The organism is Microbacterium tumbae (assembly GCF_054780175.1).
In genome coordinates, this window is the sequence record NZ_BAAGWV010000001.1 from 194,632 (window position 1) to 216,169 (window position 21,538).

Sequence of the window (21,538 nt, forward strand, 5' to 3'; positions counted from 1 at the left end):
TTTCGACTCGCTCCGCTCGCTCAACGAACGGGAGGGGGCGCACGGCTCGCTCAACGAGCGGGAGGGAAGGGACGCCCGCATCCTCCCCGCACGTTGAGCGAGGACGGCGCAGCCGACCGAGTCGAAACGGAGCCCGCCACAAGACCCGTTTCGACTCGCCTCCGGCTCGCTCAACGAACGGGAGGGGGCGCACGGCTCGCTCAACGGACGGGAGGGGCGCACGGCTCGCTCAACGAACGGGAGAGGGGGCCGGCGCGCTCAACGAACGGGAGGGGAAGAGCCGACGGGCCGGTCAGCGCGAGAAGACGCGCTCCCCGCGGACCCAGGTCTCCGCCACGCGCACCGCGGCGATCTCCTCGGCGGGAACCGCGAACACATCGCGGTCCAGCACGGCGAAGCTGCCGTCGTATCCCGGCGCCAGCAGCCCGACGCCCTCGAGGGGCGAGAGCAGGCGCGCGCGCCCGGTGTACAGCAGCAGCGCCTGAGCGACCGTGATCGCGGCATCCGCGCCGAACTCGACGCCGTTGTACGTGCGCCGGCGCACGGCCGCCTCCACGGAGAGCATGACGTCATCGGCCCCGCTCCAGGCCGTCGCAGGACGGTCGGACGACAGCGCCAGCGGCTCCAGCGCGGCGTACAGCCGCCCGATCGGGTACGCGTCCGGCACCTGCTCCGCCCGCAGCGCCTTCTCGTAGCCGTCGTACTCGGCGAAGAAGAACACCGTGTGGGTCGCGATCCCGAACCGCATCCGCCCGCCGTTCAGCCGCTCGAGATACTCCTCGCTGACGATCGTCGCGTGCTCGATGCGCACGGAGGGGATGTCGGCCAACCACGGCTCGGCGTCCCCGAACAGCTCCACGACCCGGTCGAGGGCGCGGTCGCCCATCGCGTGCACGGCGAGCTGGACGCCGTTGCGCCTGGCCCACGCAGCCGCCGCGAGCACGTCCTCATCGTCCACGAGGCTCAGTCCGTGGTCGCAGGAGCCCGGATACGCCTCGTGGACGTGCGCCGTCCGATTCGAGTAGGCCCCGTCGAGGACCACCTTGACCCCGGCGATCCGGATCCTCCCCTCGGTGTCGCCGGGGGCGAGGTCGGCGAGCGGATGCCCCGGATCCCATCCCGGATACAGCGCGACCCGCGTGGCGAAGCCCCGGTCGGCCGCGGCGCGGAAGGCGCCGAGCGGATCCTCGATGCGGGTGGAGAGCAGGTCGCACACCGCCACGATCCCGCGGGTCGCGAGCTCCTCGCCGAGCGCGACGATCGCGTCGATCTGCTCGTCCCTCGTCGGCGGCGGGATGAAGGCCGCCACGGCGCCGGAGGCGGGGATCTCCGTCAGCACGCCGTTCGGGCGCCCTTCGGCATCCCGCTCGAAGCGGGCGCCGTCCGGATCGGGCGTCTCCGCGGTGATCCCCGCGATCTCCAGCGCCTTCGAGTTGCAGACCGCCGAGTGCGCGTCGCATCGCCAGACCAGGACCGGGCGCTCCGTCGAGACCCGATCGAGGTCCGCTGCGGTGGGCATCCGCCCGCCCGGGAACTTCGTGTCGTCGAACCCCCGCCCGAGGATCCACTCGCCCGGTGCGTTCTCGGCGTGCGCGCGGAGCACGCGCACGAGGTCGTCCGGGGAGGCGACCGCGGGCGGGAAGCACTCCGCCGCGGCCGCCGTCCCCGCCATCAGCGCGGGATGGGTGTGGCTGTCGATCAGTCCAGGCAGCACGGTGCGCCCGCCCAGATCGATCGACTCCTCGCCGGCGACGTCCGCGACGTCGCCGATCCAGACCACCTGCCCGCCCTCGATCCGGAACGCCGAGGCGAACGCGGTCTCCGCCTCGCCCGTGAACACTCTCGCATGGGTGAACAGCATGCCGTCCTCAGATCTCTCGATGGGTGAATCGCCCGCCGAGGAGCGTCGCCGCGACGGGCATCTCGCGCAGCTCGTCGCGGTCGCTCGCGAAGGGGTCACGCTCGGTGAGCACGAGGTCGGCGGGCTGTCCGATGTCGAGGGTCGAGCGCACGGAGGCTCCCAGCGCGACATCCAGGGGCAGCCGCTCGGACGGATGCCAGGCGTCGCGGTCGCCGCGGCTGCGCGCCGTCGCCGCCGACAGCGAGATCCACGGATCCAGCGGAGCGACGGGCGCATCGGACCCCAGCCGAAGCCGGGCGCCCGCACGATGCAGCGAGCCGAAGGCGAAGGCGCGATCCGTGCGCCCCGCCCAATGGTGGTCGGCGACGTCGCGATCGTCCATGGCGTGCTCGGGCTGGATGCTCGCGATGAGCCCGAGCTCGGCGAAGCGGGCGAAGTCGTCGGCTCGCACGAGCTGCGCGTGCTCGATGACGCCGCGCATGTCCAGCGCGGCGAAGACGTCCAGCACCTCGCTGTTCGCCCGGTCGCCGATCGCGTGCACCGCCGCCTCGATGCCGGCTCCTCGCGCTCGCTCGAGGAGCCGGCGCAGCTCCGGGATCGGGACGCTCTCCAGCCCGCAGGCGTGCGGATGGGAGGGGTCCATACCGGGATAGGGATCCCAGCACCAGGCCGTCCGTGTGTTGAGCGAGCCGTCGACGACGACCTTGAGACGTCCGAAGGTCACCAGCCCCTGTGCGTCGATCCCGTCGCCGGTGCGCCAGCCCTCGGCGATCACCTGCTCCAGCCGATCGGGCCAGAACGCGGCGTCCACGCGCAGGCCGGTGACCCCGGCATCCACCCGCGCCGACCACTCCGCGACGTTGTCCGTCTTCTCGTACTCCACGATGCCGACGACGCCGCGGGCCGCCGCGGCGTCCGCCGCCTCCCGGTAGGCCTGCAGCGGCAGGTCGCCGGACTGGTCGAAACCGTGCAGGAGCTCGATCCACGGCCCCTCGCGCACCAGCCCCGTGGCATCCACGTCCGCTCCGAGGCGCGCCGCCGCCGCGCGGTTCATCCACCCGCAGTGCAGGTCGCCGCTCACGAGGACGACGGGGACGTCGCCGATCGCGGCGTCCAGGGCGTCGAGCGAGGCGGGCTCCGGCCAGAGCGCGTCGCGGAAGCCGTAGCCCATCAGCATCCCGTCGGTGAGCGGCCAGCCCGCAGAGCGCGCGCGCAGGACCGTATCGATCACATCGCGGGCGCTGTGCGTCGCCGTCAGGTCGATGCGCCGCCGCCGGATCACGTGCTGGGTGAAGTGGACGTGCGCGTCCCACAGACCCGGTCCGACCCAGAGGCCGGCGCCGTCGATCTCCTCGCCGGCGGCGAGCACGGTCCCCGCGGGGCCGATCTCGCCGATCAGCCCGTCCCGGATGACGACGTCGACGGGCTCCGCGCCGTAAGGACGCACGCTGCGCAGGGTGAGGGTCATGCGGCGCCTCCCATGCGGGCGCGCTCCATGCGCGCGGCGAGTCTCGGATTCTCGTAGGGGCCAGGACTCCTGAGCGCCTCGATGACGCGCTCGACGACCTCGGCCGGCTTGTCCTGGCTCATCTTCTCCTTCGCCTCGAACCGGTCGACACGGAGGCGGAATCCGACGGTGCCGTGCACGATGCGCTCCGCGTACGCGGCGTTCTCCCTCGTGCTGCGCATGAGGTGGGGTTCGGGCAGCGGCGCCTCGAAGTGCGCGACCAGGCGGTCGAGAACCGCGAGGTTCTCCTCGTCGGAGAGGATCTCCGGGATGCCGTGCAGGTGGGCGACGGCGAAGTTCCAGGTCGGGACCGCCGGAGACGTCTCGTACCAGCTCGGCGAGACGTAGCCCTGCGGACCGTAGACGATCACCATGACCTCGTGCGCGCCGAGCTCGTGCAGCCGCTCGTCCGGACGGCCGACGTGGCTGACGAGGACGATGCCCTCCGCATCCTCCTCGAGCAGGAGCGGGTAGTGGGAGGCGACGAGGCCCTTCCCCGGCACGAAGCTGACGATCGTGCCCCACGGATTCTCGCGCACCAGGGCGCGGACGCCCTCGGCATCCTCGAAGGCGTAGTCGGGGTTGGGCCTCATCGGTGTGTCTCCTAGAGCAGGGCGATCTCGTGGCGGTGCGGGGTTCCGAAGCGATGCGCCGAGATCGAGACGGCCTGCTCGCGCAGGTATGGCAGCAGTTCGATCCTGCCAGCCGTCACGACCGGGTTCGCATACACGGCGACGGCCGGCGAGCCGCCGGTGGCTGCAGCTACATCGCTCGCGCTGCCGCCGACGAGACGGATGCGGCCGCCGGACTCGGCGAGACGGGCGGCGCGCCCTGCCCAGCCCGCGGCGTCCTCGACGGCGACGCCGATTCCCGCCGCGCTCAGCCATGCCCCGACGGGCGCCGGCAGCGCTTCACTCGCCGAGACGGACAGCCGGGCACCGGCACGGATGCCGGCGGCGAGCACGCGGATCGCCTGGATCGCGCCGGCCCGCTCGATGCGGACCGTGACGGGGACGGCCTGGTAGCGCAGCGCGTTCTGCTCGGTGGTGAGCCCCGTGACGTCGCGGACCGCACCGAACTCCGCGGCCCAGGCGGCGACGTCCGTGGCGAGCGCCCCCTGCAGCCAGGTGCGGTCGTCGGCGGGCAGGGCGGACGCTGCGGCGAGCGCCGCCCTGGAGACGGCATCCGCGGGGGCCGCCGCCGTGACGGGTGCGTCCTCCCAGTCGGAGAGGCCGATGAGGTAGCTCGGTCCGCCGGCCTTGGTGCCGGCGCCGACCGCGGCCTTCTTCCACCCGCCGAACGGCTGACGCTGCACGATCGCGCCCGTGGTGCCGCGGTTGACGTAGAGGTTGCCGGCCTGGACGTTCGCGAGCCACTGGGCGATCTCGTCCTCGTCGAGGGAGTGCAGACCGCTCGTGAGGCCGTAGTCGATGGCGTTGACGAGGTCGGTCGCCTCCGCGAGCGTCGCCGCCGTCATGATCCCGAGCACGGGGCCGAAGTACTCCGTGAGGTGGAACGGGCTGCCGCCGGCGACGCCGTCGCGGATGCCCGGACGCCACAGCCGTCCGTCCTCGTCCAGCTTCTGGGGCTTCAGCACCCAGCTCTCGCCCGGTTCCAGCGTCGTGAGAGCGTGCAGGAGCTTGCCCTCGGCAGGCCCGATCAGCGGGCCGATGCGGCTGGACCCGTCGCTCGGGTCGCCGACCCTGTACGAGCCGACCGCGTCGACGAGCTGACGCCGGAACCGCTCGCTGGTCGCCACGGTTCCCACGAGGATCACGAGGGATGCCGCGGAGCACTTCTGCCCGGCGTGCCCGAACGCGGAGGAGGCGACGTCCTTGGCGGCGAGGTCCAGGTCCGCCGAGGGCGTGACGATGATGGCGTTCTTGCCGCTCGTCTCGGCCAGCAGGGGCAGATCGGGGCGGAAGCTGCGGAACAGCTCCGCGGTCTCGTACCCCCCGGTGAGGACGACCCGCTCCACCGCCGGATCGCTGATGAGCTGCGTCCCGAGCTCGCGTCCGTCGATCTGCACGTACTGCAGCACCTCGCGCGGGACGCCGGCCTCCCAGAGCGCCTCGACCATGACAGCCCCGGAGCGGCGTGCCTGCCTCGCGGGCTTGATGATGACCGGCGAGCCGGCGGCGAGGGCGGCGAGGGTCGAGCCGGCCGGGATCGCGACGGGGAAGTTCCACGGCGGGGTGACGACGGTGAGCCCCACCGGGCGATGCGTCGCGCCGTCGATCGCCTCGATCCGCTTCGCGCTCTCCGCGTAGTAGTGGGCGAAGTCGATCGCCTCGGAGACTTCGGGGTCGCCCTGCTCCAGGACCTTCCCCGCCTCGGAGCCCATCACCTCGAGGAGGTCGGCGCGGCGCGCCTCGAGGGCGTCGCCGGCACGGTGCAGGATCGCCGCGCGGCCTTCGGCGCCGAGCGCGCGCCACGCCTCACCGGCGGCGGTCGCGGTGGCGATGACGGCGTCGAGGGCCGCGGCGTCCGACAGGGTGTTCTGCCGGGCGGTGTCGTTCCCCAGCTCCGAGCTCCTCATACGTGAGCGGATGCCGTCGCCCCAGGCGCGGTTCGCGGCCAGGCTCGGGTCGGTGTCCGGCGTGTTGGCGAAGCCGTCCTGCGCCGCGGGAGCCTGCGGCCCTGTGCGGTCCTGAATGCGGTTCGGACCGGGGACCTCCTCGGGCATCGAGGCGATGGAGGCGAGGAACCGGTCGCGCTCGCGTGCGAAGAGCGCGGGGTTCTCGTCGAGGTCGAAGACCGCGGACATGAAGTTGTCCGTGGACGCCCCCTCCTCGAGGCGGCGGATGAGGTACGCGATCGCGACGTCGAACTCGGCGGGGTGCACGACCGGGGTGTACAGCAGCAGCGAACCGACCGTGCGGCGCACGACGGTCGCCTGCGCGGAGGCCATGCCCAGCAGCATCTCGAACTCGATCCCTTCGGTCACCCCGCGCTGCTGCGCGAGCAGCCAGGCGAGGGCGATGTCGAAGAGGTTGTGCCCTGCGATCCCGATGCGGACGTGACGGATGCGCTCCGGACGCAGGGCGTAGTCGAGGACGGCCTTGTAGGAGGCGTCGGACGCCTCCTTGCTGTGCCAGGTCGCGAGCGGCCAGTCATGGCTCTCCGCGTCGACGCGCTCCATCGGCAGGTTCGCGCCCTTGACGACGCGGACCTTGATGTCTGCGCCGCCGCGGGAGACACGGGCCGCCGACCACTCCTGGAGACGCATCATGGCGCCGAGCGCATCCGGCAGGTAGGCCTGGAGGACGATGCCCGCGGACAGCCCGAGGAACTCCTCGCGGTCGAGGATCGAGGTGAAGACCGCGATCGTGAGATCGAGGTCCTTGTACTCCTCCATGTCCAGGTTGATGAACTTCCCCCGGGAAGCTGCGATCCGGTACAGCGGGAGGAGGGCTTCTGCGGCATGCGCGACGGCATCCTCGAAGGCCCACGGGCTGTGCGGGGCGACCGTCGAGGAGACCTTGATCGAGACGTAGTCGACGTCGCTGCGCTCCAGGAGGCGGCGTGTCCCGGCGAGACGGCGCGCGGCCTCCTCCTCGCCCAGGATCGCTTCGCCGAGGAGGTTGACGTTCAGGTGGACGCCGTCCGTGGCGCGGATGCGGCTGATGGCCTTGCCGAGCTTCGCATCCGTCGCGTCGACGATGAGGTGGCGGACCATGCCGCGCAGCACGCGCCGGCTGATCGGCACGACGATGCCGGGGAAGGCGGGGGCGAGCGCCCCGCCCAGTCGGATGAGCCCGCGCAGAGCCGCAGGGAGGAACCTCGGCGTCAGCGGCACGAGGTCGCGCAGGTTGGCCGCGGCGACCGCGAGGTCCTCGGGGCGGACGACGCCGTCGACGAAGCCGACCGTGAAGTCGAGGCCGTTCGGGTCGCTCAGCACGCCGGCGAGACGCTTGGCCGCGGTGTCCGTCGGCACGTCGCGGCTCTCCACGAGCCAGCGCTGCACGAGGGCGACGGCGTCGTCGGCGAGCGCGGTCAGCTCGGCGCGGCCGGTCGGTGCGGGTGTGGTCTGGGTCATCGGGGGTCCTCACTGGAGATCGCGGCGCGGCCGCGGGTCGTGCTCTCAGTGTGGGCGCGAGATACCATTCGTGAAAAGCAAGTGTTTACGATGGATACCATTCGGTTCCATCGATGATTGGAGGGGATGCCGTGTTCGAGCTCCGTCGCCTGCGACTTTTGCATGAGCTGGCGCTGCGCGGCACGATCGCGGACGTCGCCGCCACGCTCGCCTACAGCCCCTCCACGGTGTCCCAGCAGCTCGCGCTTCTCGAGCGGGAGGCCGGCACGGCGCTCCTCGAACCGGACGGGCGTCGGGTTCGACTGACCCCCCAGGGACGACTGCTCGCCGAGCACGCCGCCCGCGCGCTCGAGCTGGATGAGGCCGCGCGCGCCGAGCTGTCGAGCGCGCGGCACGCTCCCGCCAGGGTGCGCATCGCGGTGATGCCCACCGCGGCGGAGGCTCTCGTCCCCGTCGCGCTCTCCCTCCTGGCCGAGCGGGTGCCCGGACTTCGCCTGGAGATGGTCGAGCTCGCGCCGGAAGCGGCGCTCTTCGAACTCCGCGCCCGTGCCTTCGACCTCGTCGTGGCCGAGCAGTATCCGGGGCACACGCGCGAGATCCCCGACGGCGTGGACCGCACCCTGCTCGGACGCGATCCGATCCGACTGGCCGTCCCGCCGGGGGATGCTGCGACCGGGCTGACGGATCTGGCCGGCCGGCCGTGGGTGCTGGAGCCGCAGGGCGCGGCCGTGCGGCAGTGGGCTGTGCAGCAGTGCCGGGCCGCGGGCTTCGAGCCGGACGTCCGCTTCGAGGCCACCGATCTCATCGCGCATGCGCGGCTCGTGGCGGCCGGGCACGCGGTGGCGATGCTGCCGGACCTCGTCTGGACCGGCGGCCGCGCGAGCGTGGACCTGCGGGAGCTGCCCGGCGAGCCCAGACGCGACATCTTCGCGGCCACGAGGTCGAGCTCCCGGGACAGTGCGGCGATCGCCGCGGTGCGGGAGGCCCTCGCCGAGGCCCTCGCCGCCCATCGGCCTCGCTGAGCATCGCCTCCTTGCCCCGTTCGTCGCGCGAGCACCGCACAGCACCCTCCGCCCGCACGTCTCGTGAGCGCCGCGCAGCACCTTCTCCCCGCACGTTGAGCGAGCACCGCGCAGCACCTTCTCCCCGCACGTTGAGCGAGCGCCGCGCAACGCCTTCTCCCCGCTCGTTGAGCGAGCACCGCGCAGCGGAGCGAGTCGAAACGCACCCGCACCGAACCCCGTTTCGACTCGGTCGCCTCCGGCGTCCTCGCTCAACGAACGGGAGAACAACAGCACCGCACCCCCACCGCTCGTTGAGCGAGCACCGCACGGCACCCTCCGCCCGCACGTTGAGCGAGCACCGCGCAGCGGAGCGAGTCGAAACGCACCCGCACCGAACCCCGTTTCGACCCGGTCGCCTCCGGCGTCCTCACTCAACGAACGGAAGGAGAACACACCTCCGGCGTTTGCGCTCAACGAACGGAGAACAACACACCCCCGGCACCCTCGCTCGACGAACGGGAGAACAACACGCCCCCGGCACCCTCGCTCAACGAACGGGAGGGTGGGAGGCGGAAGGCGCCCACGCGACCTCCGCGACAGCGAGCACGGCGTCGTCGGCGTCCAGGGCGGTGACGCACGTCCCGGCATCCGTCGCCGCGCCCGCGAGACGCACCGGCCTGTCGACGAGGACCGGCGCGATCGCCCGGACGTCCACACGGGCCGCGACACGATCCGGCGCGTGCCGGCGCGCGGCGTCCAGGAGGAGGATCCGCGTCAGCGGACCGTGCACGAGCAGATCCGGCAGCCCCTCGACGTCCCGCGCCCAGGCGCGGTCGTAGTGGATGAGGTGCGTGTTGAAGGTGAGGGCGGAGAAGCGGAAGAGCTGCCTGGCGTCCAGCACGACCTCCTCGACCCAGTCGGCGGACGCCGCGGCGTCCGGATCCCTCCTCGGCGGCCGTGCGGGGGCCGCAGGGTCGGCCGCCTCCAGGAAGACGTCATGCCAGACGCTGCGGATCCGCACCTCGCCGTCGACCGCGTACGCGCGCTCGACGTCCACGAACACCAGCCGGCCGCTGGAGCCGGCCTTCTCCACGACGCTCCCGAGCGCCGTGGTCTGCGTCACCTCGTCGCCGAGGCTCAGAGGGCCAAGGAACTCGGTCGTCTCGCCGGCGTACATCCGGCGCGGCAGATCGATCTCGGGGATCACGCCATCGTGCGCCGGCGTGCCGTCGGGGCGCAGATCGGCGAGCGCAGCGGCGAAGGGGAAGTACACGCCCTCCCAGCCCTGCGGCAGACGCCCTCCCCCGGCGAGCACCGGTTCGGACGGCGCGAAGGTCCCCCGATAGGCCTCGGCGGTCTCGGGCGCGAGCACCGCGGTCCGGACGACGCTCACGGCAGCACCCCCGCAGCGCGCAGCTCGGCGATCCGCGCGGCGTCGTAGCCGGCGAACTCGGACAGCACCCGATCCGCGTGCTCGGCGAAGCGGTTGGCCGTGCGCGCGGGCGCCGCGGGCGTGGCGGAGAGCTTGATCGGCTGTCCGAACATCCGCAGCACGCCGAGGTCCCCGTAGTCCGCCTCCACGATCATGTCCCGTTCGGCGGTGCCGGGGTCGTCGACGACCTCGCCGATCGTCTTGACGGCGGTCAGCGGCACGACGTCGCCGGCCATGTCCTCGAGCTCCGCCTTGGTGTATCCCGCCAGCCACCCGGCGACGACCGGCTTGACGCGCCGCGCGTACACCTCGGGGTCGAGCCTCTTGCGCATCGTGTCGATCTCGGGATCCGCCTTCAGCTCGGGGGTGCCGAACAGATCGCAGCTCGCATTCCACAGCTTGTCGGTGTAGGCGCCGAAGAACACCTGGCCGTCCGCGCAGTCGAAGAGCTCGTAGGGCTTGACCCAGGCGTGCTCGTTGCCCGCGGGAGCCGCCACCTTGCCGGTCACGGTGTAGTCGACGACGGCGGTCTCGGTGAGGGCGATGATGCTGTCCACCTGCGCGACGTCGACGAGCTGGCCCTCGCCCGTCGCCTCCGCGTGCCGGAGCGCCGCGAGCGTGCCGATGACGGCGAACAGCGTCGCGGACAGGTCGCCGATCGTGACGCCGACGCGGACGGGGTCCTGGCCGGGATACCCGTTCATCGACCACAGCCCGCCCGCCGCCTGCGCGGTGTTGTCGAACGCGGGGCGCCTCGATCGGGATCCCGTCTGCCCGTACCCCGAGATCGCCGTGTAGACGAGGCGGGGGTTGATCCCGCGCAGGACGTCGAAGTCGAGGCCGAGCTTGGCCATCGTCCCCGGCCGGAAGTTCTCCACCAGCACGTCCGCCGAACGCACCAGGTCCTTCAGCACCTGCTTGCCCTCCTCGGAGGCGAGGTCGAGGCCCACACCGAGCTTGCCGCGGTTGTACTGGGCGTAATAGGCGCTGAACTCCTCGTCGCCGTCGGTGAGGTATGGCGGGAATCCGCGCGACACGTCGGGGTCGCGCGGATTCTCGATCTTGATGACGGTCGCTCCGAGGTCCGCGAGCATCTGCGCGGCATAGGGACCGGCGAGCACGCGCGACAGGTCCAGCACGGTGACGCCGCGGAGGGCGCCGGGCTCGGGGAGGGGGAGGTCGGTCATGGCGGGCTCCTAGGCTGGTTCGGGTACGGCTGCGGCGGCGAGGGCGCGCGCGACGCTCGAGGGAGCGCGCACTCCGCGGATGCGGGAGAGCCATTCGGTGGTCGCGGCGAGGGCTCCGAGATCGAGTCCGGTCTCGATGCCGAGGCCGTGCAGCATCCACACGAGGTCCTCGGTCGCGAGGTTACCGGTCGCACCCTTGGCGTAGGGGCAGCGACCGAGGCCGCCGACGGATGCGTCGAACTCGGCGACGCCCAGCCGGAGCGCGGCGTGCACGTTCGCGAGCGACTGGCCATAGGTGTCGTGCAGGTGCAGGGCGAGGGCGGCGAGGGGGATGCCGGCGGCGAGCGTCTCGCCGACGACGCGCGTGGTGAGACCCGCGGTGGCGACGCCGATGGTGTCGCCGAGGGCGATCGTCCGCGCACCGGCCGCGTGCAGCGCCGCGGCGGCCTCCGTCACGCTGTCCACGGCGACCTGCCCCTCCCATGGATCTCCGAAGGCCATCGAGACGTAGCCGCGCACCGGGATGCCCTCGGCCGCCGCCCTGCCGATCACCTCGACGGCCCGGTCGATCGCGCCGGTGCGGGAGGTGTTGAGATTCGCCTTCGCGAAGGACTCCGTCGCGCTCACGACGACGGAGACCTCCCGGATGCCGGCATCGATCGCCCGCTCGAGTCCCCTCAGGTTCGGCACCAGGGCGACGGCCCTCGCCCCGGCGGGCACGTCGAGCGCGGCGACGACCTCGCTCGCGTCCGCGAGCTGCGGTATCCAGGTCGGCGGGACGAAGCTGGTGACCTCGAGGTCCCGGCTGCCCGCGGCGTACAGCCGACGGCACAGCTCAGCCTTGACGGCGGCGGGGATGATGTCGGTCTCCGCCTGCAGGCCGTCGCGCGGCGCCACCTCGTACACGGTCACCCTGGTCGGCAACCCCGCCTCGGGCTCGACGCGCGGGCCGCGCCCGCTCATGCGACCGTCCCTCCCGCGCGCAGCTCGGCGAGCACCTCTCGGGCATACTCCACCCTGATCCGCTTCGCGGCGACGATCGCGGTCGCAACGGCGCCGATCTCCTCGACCTCCGCGCCGGCGCTCGCGGCGATCGTCCTGGCGTGCAGGGTCATGTGCCCGCGCTGGATGCCCTCGTCGGCGAGCGCACGGCAGGCGGCCAGGTTCTGGGCGAGGCCGACTGCAGCGATGACGCTCGCGAGCTCCTTCGCCGTCTGCACGCCCAGCAGCCGCACGGCGGCCTGGGCCGCGGGATGCGCACGGGTCGCGCCGCCGACGAGCCCGACGGCGAGCGGGACCTCGAGGGTGCCGACCAGGTCGCCGGCGGCGTCCTTCTCGAACCGGCTGAGGGCCGTGTACCGTCCTCCGCGGGCGGCGTGCGAATGGCAGCCGGCCTCCACCGCCCTGGTGTCGTTGCCCGTGGCGAGGACGACGGCCGTGATGCCGTTCATGATGCCCTTGTTGTGCGTGGCGGCGCGGTAGGGATCGGCTTCGGCGAACGCCCCTGCCGCGACGATGTCATCGACGACCTGCGCCCCTCCGAGCATCTCCCGATCGAACACCGCCCGCACGCGGGTGAGGCGCAGCTCGGCCTTGTTCGTGAGGATGCGCAGCAGCGTGCGCGCGCCGGCCAGTTCGGCGACGCGCGGCGCGATCGCCTCCGCCATCGTGTTCACGGCGTTGGCTCCCATCGCGTCGCGGACGTCCACGTGCAGGTGCAGGATGACCTGCGTGCCGGCGCCGGTGGGGAGGACACGGGCGGAGATGTCGAACGCCCCGCCGCCGAGGGAGACGAGCATCGGGTCCTGCTCGTTGGCCAGGGCGAGGAGCTCATCGCGCGCCTCGAGGAGGGCGAATCGGGTGGCGTGCGGGTCGACCGCGTCGAGCACCTGGATCTGCGCGATCATGACGTCGCCGGTGTAGGACGTGGTGAAGCCGCCGTGGCCGCGGGCCATCCGTGCGGCATTGGATGCGGCCGCGACGACGCTGGGCTCCTCGGTGGCCATCGGGATCAGCCGGTCGACGCCGTCGATGAGGAAGTTCGTCGCGACGCCGACGGGGATGCCGATGATGCCGACGACGTTCTCGACCATGTGGTCCGCCTGGGCGAGGGTGAGCCCGCCCTCGGGCTGCAGCGCCGCGAGGACACCCTCGTCGATGTCCGCCCCGGCGGACACGAGGGCGAGCCGCTGGGCAGGGCTCTGGTCGCGCAGCCCTGGGATCCGACTGTTGCTGGGCATCGGCCACCTTCTCTCGCGTGCAGCGGGTGTGCTGCGGTCTTCCCCGACGATAGGAGCGGTCCCGGGCGGCGGGCGATGGGCGGATCGCTCAGCGGATCGCGAGCGGCATGGGAGGATCGCACATCCTCTCCGCGAGCGTGCGCGACCTAGACTCGCAGCATCCGAGCAGCACCCGAGACGTCGCGAGGAGCCCCGATGCCGTACACCGAATCCGCCGGAGTTCGCCTGTACTACGAGGTGTTCGGCGCGGACGCCGACCCGCTGCTCGTGCTCGTCTCCGGCGGAGGGGCGCAGCTGCTCAGCTGGGACGAGGCGTTCATCGGGATGCTCACCGCCGGAGGGCTGCGCGTCGTCCGCTTCGACAACCGCGACACCGGGTTCTCCGAGCGCTTCGGCGGCGAGGAGGACGTCGACGGCGGCTATGACCTCTCGGACATGGGCGACGACATCGTCCGCATCCTCGACGACCTCGGGGTGGACGCCGCGCATGTCGCGGGGCACTCCATGGGCGGGATGATGGCGCAGATGACGGCGCTCGAGCATCCGGAGAGGGTGCGCAGCCTCGGCCTGCTGTCCACGATCCCCGGCCGGGATCCGCGATACATCCTGCATGGCGAGCGACCGGAGCTGCTCACCGCGCCCGTGCGGGTCACCCGCGAGGAGGCGGTGGCCTTCGCGGAATCCGCGGCGAGGGCATCCGGCGGAGGCCGCTACGATCCCCAGGTCGCGTGGCACCGCGAGAAGGCGGGCACCGCCTACGACCGCGGGTATGCGCCGGAGGGCTTCGCCCGGCAGTGGGCGGCGCTGCGCCGCGCGCCGGAGCGGCTCGAGAGGCTGCGCGCCGTGACCGTTCCGACCCTCGTGTTCCACGGTCGCGAGGACGACGTGCTGCACTGGAGCAGCGCGGTCGACATCGCCGAGGCGATCCAGGGCAGCGAGCTGCAGGTCCAGCCTGACATGGGGCACCTCATCCCGCACGAGCTGTGGCCCGACCTGGCGAGCGCACTGCTGAGGACGGCGCGCCGGGCCGAGCCCTGACACCGCGAAGACCTGTGCTCTCCGCACGCACACCCGGGGAGTTGATGGAGGAAGCACACATGCTCGACACTGGAGTCGTGCGCATTCCGGCGCCGTCGTCCCCGAGAGGAGCCGCAGTGGGATCCGACATCGAGGCGATCACGGCGCTGCTCGACGCCGCGCACGACAGCGAGAGGGTCGGGCCGACGGCGGTGAGCGATGCGCTGCGCGATCTCGGGGTCTCCGCTGCGGACGCCGCCGAGATCGTCGACCGCGTGCAGCGCTCGCAGCGGGAGCTCTCGCGTCTGCGGCGCCGGGAGCACGAGCTCTCGGCGCTGTTCTCCAGCGCCCGCGAGCTCGCCGAGCTGCAGGACAGCGACGCGGTGCTGGCGAGGCTCGTGCAGCGTGCGCACGAGATGATGGGCGTCGACCTCGCCTACCTCTCGGAGTTCGACCCCGGGACCCGCGAGCTGCGAGTGCGCGCGACCAGCGGCTCGGTCAGCGCCTCCTTCCAGAGCCTGCGCGTCCCCCCGGGGCGAGGACTCGCGAGCGTGGTGGTGGAGTCCAGGATGCCGCAGTGGGTGGCCGATTACTCCGCCTACGCGGCGGAGCGGCACGACACCGGCATCGACGACGCCGTGTCCGCCGAGGGACTGGTCTCGCTGCTGGGCGTCCCGATGGTCACCTCCGACGACGTCCTCGGCGTGCTGTTCGTGGCGAACCGGACGGAGAAGAGCTTCTCGCCCGAGGAGATCGCCCTGCTCTCCTCGGTCGCCGACCACGCCTCGATCATCCTGCAGACCACGCAGACGCTGCACGAGCTGCAGGAGTCCGAGGACGAGACGAGACGCGCGCTGGAGAGCCTGACCGCGCACCTCGTCGAGCGGGACAGGGCGAACACCGTGCACCAGGAGCTCGTGCAGGCGGTCCTCGCCGGGGGCGGCTTCGCGCCGGTGGCCGAGACGCTGGCCTCGGCGCTCGGACGACCCGTGGCGATCCTCGACGCGCAGGAGCAGATCATCGCCGCGGCCGGGCTCCCCCTGGATGCCGGGATGCTGGCGCCGGATGCCGCGATCCGCGACGCGCTCGCGCAGAGCAGGCGCTCCGGGCACTGCGTCGGCGTCCCCGGCTCCGGGGTGCGGGCCGTCGCCGCGCTCACCGCCGGCAGCCGGCACTTCGGGGCGCTGCTGCTCGGGGACGGCGCCTTCGAGCTGGGCGCCGTGGACTTCCGCACGATCGAGCGGGCGGCGCAGGTGGCGGCCCTGCTGGAGCTGCAGCAGGAGGCGGCGTCCGGCGCCGATCATCGTCTGCGCAGCGAGCTGATCGCGGATCTGCTCGACGGCGTCCCGGAGCGCAGGGCGGATGTGGAGCGCAGGGCGCGCCGCCTCGGCGTCGACCTCGCCGGGCTGGACGGCCTGCTGCTGATCTCCGTCCCCGGGGACCAGCAGACGGCGGCGGCGAGGGCCGCGAGCCACCAGCTCGACGACCGTGCGCTCGTCGGCGAGTGCCGCGGCTTCGTCGTCGCCGCGATCTCGTCCGCGCGCTCCTCCGTCGAGCCGGAGCAGCTCCGGCTGCACATCGCCGCTTCCATCCAGCATCCGGTCTCGCTCATCGTGCCGCGCGGGCGGACGCTGCCCGACGCCTTCCGGACGGCCATGCGCACCGCGCGCCTCCTGACCGCGCTGGAGATCGTCGACGTCACCGCCGACACGGACGACTTCCTGCCCTACTCCGCCGTGCTCGACGCGGACGCCGTGTCGCTGAGCGCGTTCCTGGACGACACGATCGGCGCGGTCCGGCGGTACGACGCCGAGCGCGGCGCCGATCTGCTGGGGACGCTGCGCGCCTTCGTGCGTCACAACGCGAGTCCGACCAGGACGGCCAGGGCGCTGAACTTCCACACCAACACGATCCTGCAGAGGCTCGATCGCCTCGATCACGTGCTCGGCGCCGACTGGCGCGAGGACGAGCGCATGTTCCGGCTCGGCATCGCCGTCCGCCTCGACGAGCTCAGGGAGAGGCTGGGGCCGCCGCGGGGGTGACGCGGAGGTCAGCGGGCGAGCGCGCCCAGCTCCGCACGGGTCCTGGCACCCGTCTTGTGCAGCAGGTTGGACACATGGAACTTGACGGTGTTGTCGCTGATTCCTAGGGTCGACGCGATCTCGCGGTTGCGTGAACCGGTGGCGACGAGCCGGAGCACCTCGCGCTCGCGCTGCGACAAGGCGACGACATCGGCGAGCGGCTCGGGCCCCGCCGGAGGATCGAGAGGCAGCGTGAGGTCCAAGGAGGATCCCCAGCCCTCCGTCGAGGTCACCGCGAGCTGGCCGTTCAGCGCGACCACCCGCTCGGAGACCGGGCGCAGTGCGTCATCATGCGGCGAGAGCGTTCCCCGGCCGTCGTCCCTGATGCCGATGAGCAGGTTGCGGCCGTCGCAGTCCCACTGGATCCGCACGCGACGGGCAGCCCCCTCGTCGGCGATCGCGAGCACGACGTTGCGCACGATCGCCCTGGCCGCGTGCGCGACATCACCGGGCAGCGCCCGTCCCGTCTTCGGGGGCTCGACGAACTGCAGCTCCAGATCCCCGAAGCGCTCCAGGGGCCGCAGATCCGTCTGCAGCCGCGCGAAGGCGCCCGTCACGGGTTCCAGGATGCTGCTGCGCTGCTCGTCACTCTCCGTCCGGAGCCGGACGAGGGCGGAGGCCACGGTGTCGATCGCGAGAGCACGCGCGGCCGTCTCGCTGAGGCGTCGCGAGCGGAGGACGGCGAGCACGGACTCGAGGACGACCGCGTAGCGATCGGCCTGCTCCGACAGCGCCTGGGAGTGCTGCTGGACGAGTCGGCGCACGCCGGGAGGCATCACCGCATCCGGTTCGACGTCGCTCTTCACCTACCCATCATCTCAGACCTACCCGATCAGGTAGGCAGAACCGTCCGGATCGACGGCGCGGCCGCGCTTCGTCGCATCGCAGAATGAGGACATGCAGGCGATGGAGATGGGTGTCGGTTACGCCCTCGAACGCATTTCGGACGAGCTCGACGAGGCCATCGATCACGTGATCCGCCGTGACCCCGTGGCGCTCGCGCGCGTCGCCGATCTCGTCGCGGACGCGCCGCGCGTGTTCGTGCTCGGCGCAGGGCGCTCCGGACTCGCCCTGCGCATGACGGCGATGCGGCTCATGCATCTCGGGCTCGCCGTGCATGTCGTCGGGGAGGTCACGACGCCGGCGATCGCCGCGGGGGACCTCCTCCTCACGGCGAGCGGCTCCGGCACGACCACCGGCATCGTGCGCGCGGCGACGACCGCCTCCGAGATCGGAGCGGACGTGGCGGCGATCACCACCGACCCTGCGTCGCCGCTCGGAGCCCTCGCGGGTTCAGCGACGATCGTCGTCCCCGCCGCCGCCAAGCTCGACCGCTCGGGCACGACGTCCGCACAGTACGCCGGCAGCCTCTTCGAGCAGGCCGTCGTGATCATCGGCGACGCCCTGTTCCACGCCCTGTGGCGCCGCAGCGGCGCCACCGCCGACGAGCTCTGGCCTCGACACTCCAACCTCGAATGATCCACCCACCGGAAGGAAACCCCATGAAGCTGCAGTTCGCCATCGACACCCTGTCGACGGAGCATGCGCTCGAGCTCGCGGCCGCCGCGGCGCCGCATGTCGACATCCTCGAGCTCGGCACTCCGCTCATCAAGAGCGAGGGCCTCTCGGCGGTCACCGCGCTGAAGAACGCCCACCCCGACAAGGTGATCTTCGCCGACCTCAAGACCATGGACGCCGGCGAGCTCGAGGCCGATATCGCCTTCGCCGCCGGCGCCGATCTCGTGACCGTGCTCGGCTCGGCCGACGACAGCACCATCGCCGGAGCCGTCAAGGCGGCGAAGAAGCACGGCAAGGGGATCGTCGTCGACCTCATCGGCGTCGCCGACAAGCCAGCCAGGGCGAAGCAGGTCGTCGGCCTGGGCGCCGAGTTCGTGGAGATGCACGCGGGCCTCGACGAGCAGGCCCAGGAGGGCTACTCCCTCGACAGCCTGCTCGCCGACGGCTCCGCCTCGGGTGTTCCGTTCTCCGTCGCCGGCGGCGTGAGCGCCTCGAGCATCGCCGCGGTCCAGCGGTCCGGCGCGACCATCGCCGTCGCCGGCAGCGCGATCTACAGCGCCGAGAACGTCGGGGACGCCGCCGCCGCGCTGCGCGCCGCGATCGCCTGAGCCACCATCGGAAGGGAGCAGGGCCGACCGGTGCGCCTGCTCCCTTCCCTGGTGCCGACGCCCCGCCTCTCGGACATCTGGCGGCCCGACGTACCCGACCTACTCTTGCCTGAACAAACCGTCGACTGGAGTCCATCGTGTCCAGTCTGCAGCCCCGCTTCTCACCCCTCGAGGTGAATGAGCGTGCGGCGTGTATGTGCGGTCACGGCGACGTCTGCTCCTTCTTTGCTCCCGGCCATGCGCTGCACCTGATTCAGGCGCGGCTCGCTTCGGCGAGCCGAACGAGTGGATCGACAGGATCGTGGAGGGCGCTGCGCCTTGCGTTCGAGCGATCCCGTACAGCCCGCAATGAGGCTAGACCGTCGACTCCACCCCTCGGAGAATCCGAACAAAGTAATCCGATGACGTTGGATCCCCACCGATGATGCGATGAGCAGACGTCGCGATCGCCCTGTCTATATCCACGTTATTGTATTTCGGGTTCGCCACCTTCATGCAGACCGGTCTTGGCGATGGTCCTCCGCTGACATGACGGCGAGTACCGCATCAGTAGTCTCCGTGAGCCACACGGAGACGATTCTGCCTGCTCGCTCCATTCCAACGGTGCCCACATAGGTGCTGCCGTATGTCTTGAGCGCGGCGAGCAAGTCATCCACGGCGGCACGCGTCGAATGCCCGCTCGGCAATCCCGCGCTTCGGCGCCCATAAATGCCCCGCAACTCGTCGGCGCTCACATACCTTAGCTCCAACTCGTCCGCACCCATCGCTGCGAACTCGCGGCTCACCTCCACGACATCCCCCGTGGTCGGCGAAGCGCCCTCAAGAAGCGTCAATAAGTGGCTTGAACCGCCCCGGGGTGTCCGGACACTTCTGATCGTGTCTCACCCGGTCGGGACGAGACGGTTTCTTGTAGCGTAGTGGGCTTGTTCGACCTCGATGGGGGTGAGGTCGTCGATGGATTCGTGGGTGCGGTCGTGGTTGAACCAGTGCACCCAGTGCAGGGTCTCCATCTCGACGTGATCGACGCCCCGCCAGGGGCCTTCGGGATGGATCAGCTCGGTCTTGTAGATCCCGATCTGCGACTCGGCCATCGCGTTGTCGTAGGCGTCGCCGACAGAGCCGACGGATGGGTCGACGCCGGCATCGATGAGCCGCTGGGTGAACGCGAATGACGTGTACTGGCTCCCCGCGTCGTTGTGATGGATCAGCCCGGACAGGTCGGTGATGCCGTCCTGTGAGCGGGTCCAGATCGCGTGCTCGAGTGTGTCGAGGACGAGATCGGTGGTCATGCGCGTCGCGGCCCGCCAGCCCACGATCCGGCGGGAGAACACGTCGAAGATGAACCCGACATAGACCGTCCCGGACCAGGTCGCGACGTAGGTGAAGTCCGCGACCCAGAGCTGGTTCGGGGCCGTCGCGGTGAAGTCCCGATCCACCAGATCGGGCGAGCGGGCGTCGTCCGGGTTGGGGATCGTGGTGCGCGCCCTCTTGCCCCGCAGCACGCCCGCCCATCCGTTCTGTGTCATCAGCCGCTCGACCGTGCAGCGGGCGACGTCGTGGCCGCGGCGGCGCAGATACAACCACATCTTCCGCGCGCCGAGACGGGCGACGAACCGCTGGGCGCGGGCTTCGCGGATCACCTCCACGAGCTCCGCATCCCGCAGCTGCCGTTTCGAGGGCTGACGTTGTCGGGCTTCGTAGTAGGTGGACGGGGCGATCGGGATGCCGTTCTCAGTCAGCACCCGGCAGATCGGCTCGACCCCGAACTCCTCACGATGGTCCTCGACGAACTGGTTCAGAACCTGGATGGGCGGTCGAGCTCCGCCGCGAAGAAAGCCGACGCCGCCTTCAGGATCTCGTTCGCCCGCCGCAGCTCCGCGACCTCCCGCTTGAGCTCACGGATCTCCGCGATCTCCGCGGTCGTCTTCCCCGGATGGGAACCCCCATCAACCTCGGCCTGCCTGACCCATTTGCGCAGCGTCTCCGGAGAACCGATCCCAAGCTTCGACGAGATCGTCCGGATCGCCTCGAACTCGCTCGGATACCGCCCCTCGGCGACAGACTCTGCAACCGCGCGGACAGCGCGCTCCCGCAACTCCCGCGGGTACTTACTCGGACGTGCCATGACTTCATCCTCCAACTAATGAAGCCTCCGGACACCCCGGGGCGGTTCAACTTGACCGTGGTCGAATGCGCCGCCGGCCCCCTGCCCTTGTCCGCCCGCGTCGTCGACACCAGGCCCAGTGCCGGCGAAGACTCCCGCAGCAACTCCACCGCGTGCCGGAACGACACTCCTTGGGCTGTCATCACCCAATCGATCGGCCCGCCGCCCCGCGCGCACGCACCTAGGCAATGCCACAGATTCTTGCCCGGGGTCACCACCAGCGACGGCGAGGAGTCATCGTGGAACGGACACTTCCCGACCAGATCCGCGCCCTGCGCTCGCAGCTCGACCCCGCAGCCCTCCACCAGCCGCGCCACCGACACCTCGGCCTTCAACCGAGCGAGTTCAGTCTCCGGGATGCGCGCCACGCCTGCCTCCAGAAAAATCTTCCAACTTGTAGGTCGTTGCAACCTGACATGAAAGAGTATGCATGATCGTGCAGGACCTAGTGAACCGGCACGCAACAAGGAGGCTCGAAATGACGGCACACTTGAAGCCCGTAACACTCCAACCAGGGCAGGTGGCCATGGCGATCGGCGAGCAGATCAAAAACCTCCGCAAAGAACGCGGATGGTCCCAAGCCGACCTCGCCCTCAAGCTCGCCGGTGACGCCGGCCAGATCAGCCGCTACGAAAACGGCAAGATCACGCCCAGCGTCGAGGCCATCGTGAAGTTCGCCGAACTCTTCGACGTCTCCGTCGACTACCTCCTCGTCGACAACGCCGCCCGCAGACCCTTCCGCCAAGCCCACGACGAACTCGGCACCCGCCTGGCCGACCTCGACAAACTCAGCGACACCGACCGCGCAGCCGTCCTCCACATCCTCGACGGACTCCTCGCCAACACCCGCATCCGCCAAGCACTCCACACCGCCGGCTGA

16 protein-coding genes, 1 pseudogene and 1 other annotated feature are annotated in these 21,538 nt (G+C 71.2%); of the genes and pseudogenes, 6 read left to right on the forward strand and 11 right to left on the reverse strand.

Annotated elements, in window-relative coordinates:
• Nucleotides 1-292: 292 nt before the first annotated feature.
• From ACYVGQ_RS00945 to ACYVGQ_RS00960, 4 genes are read right to left on the reverse strand one after another with little or no spacing between them, the layout of a single operon-like run.
• Complete coding sequence (locus tag ACYVGQ_RS00945; RefSeq protein ID WP_460782611.1) at nt 293-1,861, reverse strand: amidohydrolase; 1,569 nt, start codon at nt 1,859-1,861, stop codon at nt 293-295.
• A 7-nt stretch (nt 1,862-1,868) separates the two neighbouring features.
• Nucleotides 1,869-3,329: an amidohydrolase gene (locus tag ACYVGQ_RS00950; RefSeq protein WP_460782612.1), complete on the reverse strand. Its 1,461-nt coding sequence runs from the start codon at nt 3,327-3,329 to the stop codon at nt 1,869-1,871.
• Complete coding sequence (locus ACYVGQ_RS00955) at nt 3,326-3,961, reverse strand: FMN-binding negative transcriptional regulator (protein WP_460782613.1); 636 nt, start codon at nt 3,959-3,961, stop codon at nt 3,326-3,328. The genes ACYVGQ_RS00950 and ACYVGQ_RS00955 overlap by 4 nt, the downstream gene beginning before the upstream one ends.
• A gap of 11 nt (nt 3,962-3,972) precedes the next feature.
• Nucleotides 3,973-7,407, reverse strand: coding sequence for a proline dehydrogenase family protein (locus tag ACYVGQ_RS00960; protein ID WP_460782614.1), 3,435 nt, complete (start codon nt 7,405-7,407; stop codon nt 3,973-3,975).
• A 131-nt stretch (nt 7,408-7,538) separates the two neighbouring features.
• Between ACYVGQ_RS00960 and ACYVGQ_RS00965 the strand changes: the two genes are divergently transcribed.
• Nucleotides 7,539-8,429: a LysR family transcriptional regulator gene (locus ACYVGQ_RS00965; protein ID WP_460782615.1), complete on the forward strand. Its 891-nt coding sequence runs from the start codon at nt 7,539-7,541 to the stop codon at nt 8,427-8,429.
• A 529-nt stretch (nt 8,430-8,958) separates the two neighbouring features.
• Here ACYVGQ_RS00965 and ACYVGQ_RS00970 read toward each other — a convergent pair.
• Genes ACYVGQ_RS00970 through ACYVGQ_RS00985 form a run of 4 tightly spaced genes read right to left on the reverse strand, consistent with a single transcriptional unit; the run spans nt 8,959 to nt 13,270 of the window.
• Nucleotides 8,959-9,804, reverse strand: a complete 846-nt coding sequence (locus tag ACYVGQ_RS00970; RefSeq protein WP_460782616.1) for an FAS1-like dehydratase domain-containing protein — start codon at nt 9,802-9,804, stop codon at nt 8,959-8,961.
• Nucleotides 9,801-11,030, reverse strand: a complete 1,230-nt coding sequence (locus ACYVGQ_RS00975; protein ID WP_460782617.1) for a CaiB/BaiF CoA transferase family protein — start codon at nt 11,028-11,030, stop codon at nt 9,801-9,803. Before ACYVGQ_RS00975 ends, ACYVGQ_RS00970 begins: the two co-directional genes overlap by 4 nt.
• A gap of 9 nt (nt 11,031-11,039) precedes the next feature.
• Nucleotides 11,040-11,993 (reverse strand): hydroxymethylglutaryl-CoA lyase, encoded by a 954-nt coding sequence (locus tag ACYVGQ_RS00980; RefSeq protein WP_460782618.1) that lies wholly within the window; start codon nt 11,991-11,993, stop codon nt 11,040-11,042.
• Nucleotides 11,990-13,270 carry a hydroxymethylglutaryl-CoA reductase, degradative gene (locus ACYVGQ_RS00985; RefSeq protein ID WP_460782619.1) on the reverse strand — a complete coding sequence of 427 codons (1,281 nt, stop codon included), beginning with the start codon at nt 13,268-13,270 and terminating at the stop codon, nt 11,990-11,992. Before ACYVGQ_RS00985 ends, ACYVGQ_RS00980 begins: the two co-directional genes overlap by 4 nt.
• 195 nt (nt 13,271-13,465) lie before the next feature.
• On the opposite strand from ACYVGQ_RS00985, the gene ACYVGQ_RS00990 reads away from it, so the two are divergent.
• Entirely contained in the window at nt 13,466-14,308 is an 843-nt protein-coding gene (locus ACYVGQ_RS00990) for an alpha/beta fold hydrolase (RefSeq protein ID WP_460782621.1), read from the forward strand.
• Between the two features lie 116 nt (nt 14,309-14,424).
• Entirely contained in the window at nt 14,425-16,329 is a 1,905-nt protein-coding gene (locus tag ACYVGQ_RS00995; RefSeq protein ID WP_460782622.1) for a helix-turn-helix domain-containing protein, read from the forward strand.
• 8 nt (nt 16,330-16,337) lie between these two features.
• On the opposite strand, the gene ACYVGQ_RS01000 is transcribed toward ACYVGQ_RS00995, so the two are convergent.
• Nucleotides 16,338-17,174, reverse strand: a complete 837-nt coding sequence (locus ACYVGQ_RS01000) for a helix-turn-helix transcriptional regulator (RefSeq protein WP_460782623.1) — start codon at nt 17,172-17,174, stop codon at nt 16,338-16,340.
• Between the two features lie 91 nt (nt 17,175-17,265).
• Between ACYVGQ_RS01000 and hxlB the strand changes: the two genes are divergently transcribed.
• Both hxlB and hxlA read left to right on the forward strand, forming a co-directional pair.
• Nucleotides 17,266-17,847, forward strand: a complete 582-nt coding sequence (gene hxlB, locus ACYVGQ_RS01005) for a 6-phospho-3-hexuloisomerase (protein ID WP_460782624.1) — start codon at nt 17,266-17,268, stop codon at nt 17,845-17,847.
• A 23-nt stretch (nt 17,848-17,870) separates the two neighbouring features.
• Entirely contained in the window at nt 17,871-18,494 is a 624-nt protein-coding gene (gene hxlA / locus ACYVGQ_RS01010) for a 3-hexulose-6-phosphate synthase (RefSeq protein WP_460782625.1), read from the forward strand.
• An 881-nt stretch (nt 18,495-19,375) separates the two neighbouring features.
• Here hxlA and ACYVGQ_RS01015 read toward each other — a convergent pair.
• Together ACYVGQ_RS01015 and ACYVGQ_RS01020 are read right to left on the reverse strand one after the other, a co-directional pair.
• Nucleotides 19,376-20,619, reverse strand: a protein-coding gene (locus tag ACYVGQ_RS01015) for an IS3 family transposase (RefSeq protein ID WP_460782626.1) whose coding sequence is annotated in 2 segments (ribosomal slippage) — nt 19,376-20,331 and nt 20,331-20,619 — 1,245 coding nt in all. Because the reading frame shifts where the segments join, the coding sequence is not laid out codon by codon here.
• Nucleotides 20,204-20,332: a sequence feature (AL1L pseudoknot), on the reverse strand. Its footprint overlaps the gene before it by 129 nt.
• Before the next feature lie 143 nt (nt 20,620-20,762).
• Nucleotides 20,763-21,164 (reverse strand): annotated as a pseudogene (locus tag ACYVGQ_RS01020) (CHC2 zinc finger domain-containing protein); the annotation flags it as partial.
• On the opposite strand from ACYVGQ_RS01020, the gene ACYVGQ_RS01025 reads away from it, so the two are divergent.
• Nucleotides 21,089-21,538, forward strand: a complete 450-nt coding sequence (locus ACYVGQ_RS01025; RefSeq protein ID WP_460782627.1) for a helix-turn-helix domain-containing protein — start codon at nt 21,089-21,091, stop codon at nt 21,536-21,538. The pseudogene ACYVGQ_RS01020 and the gene ACYVGQ_RS01025 overlap by 76 nt on opposite strands.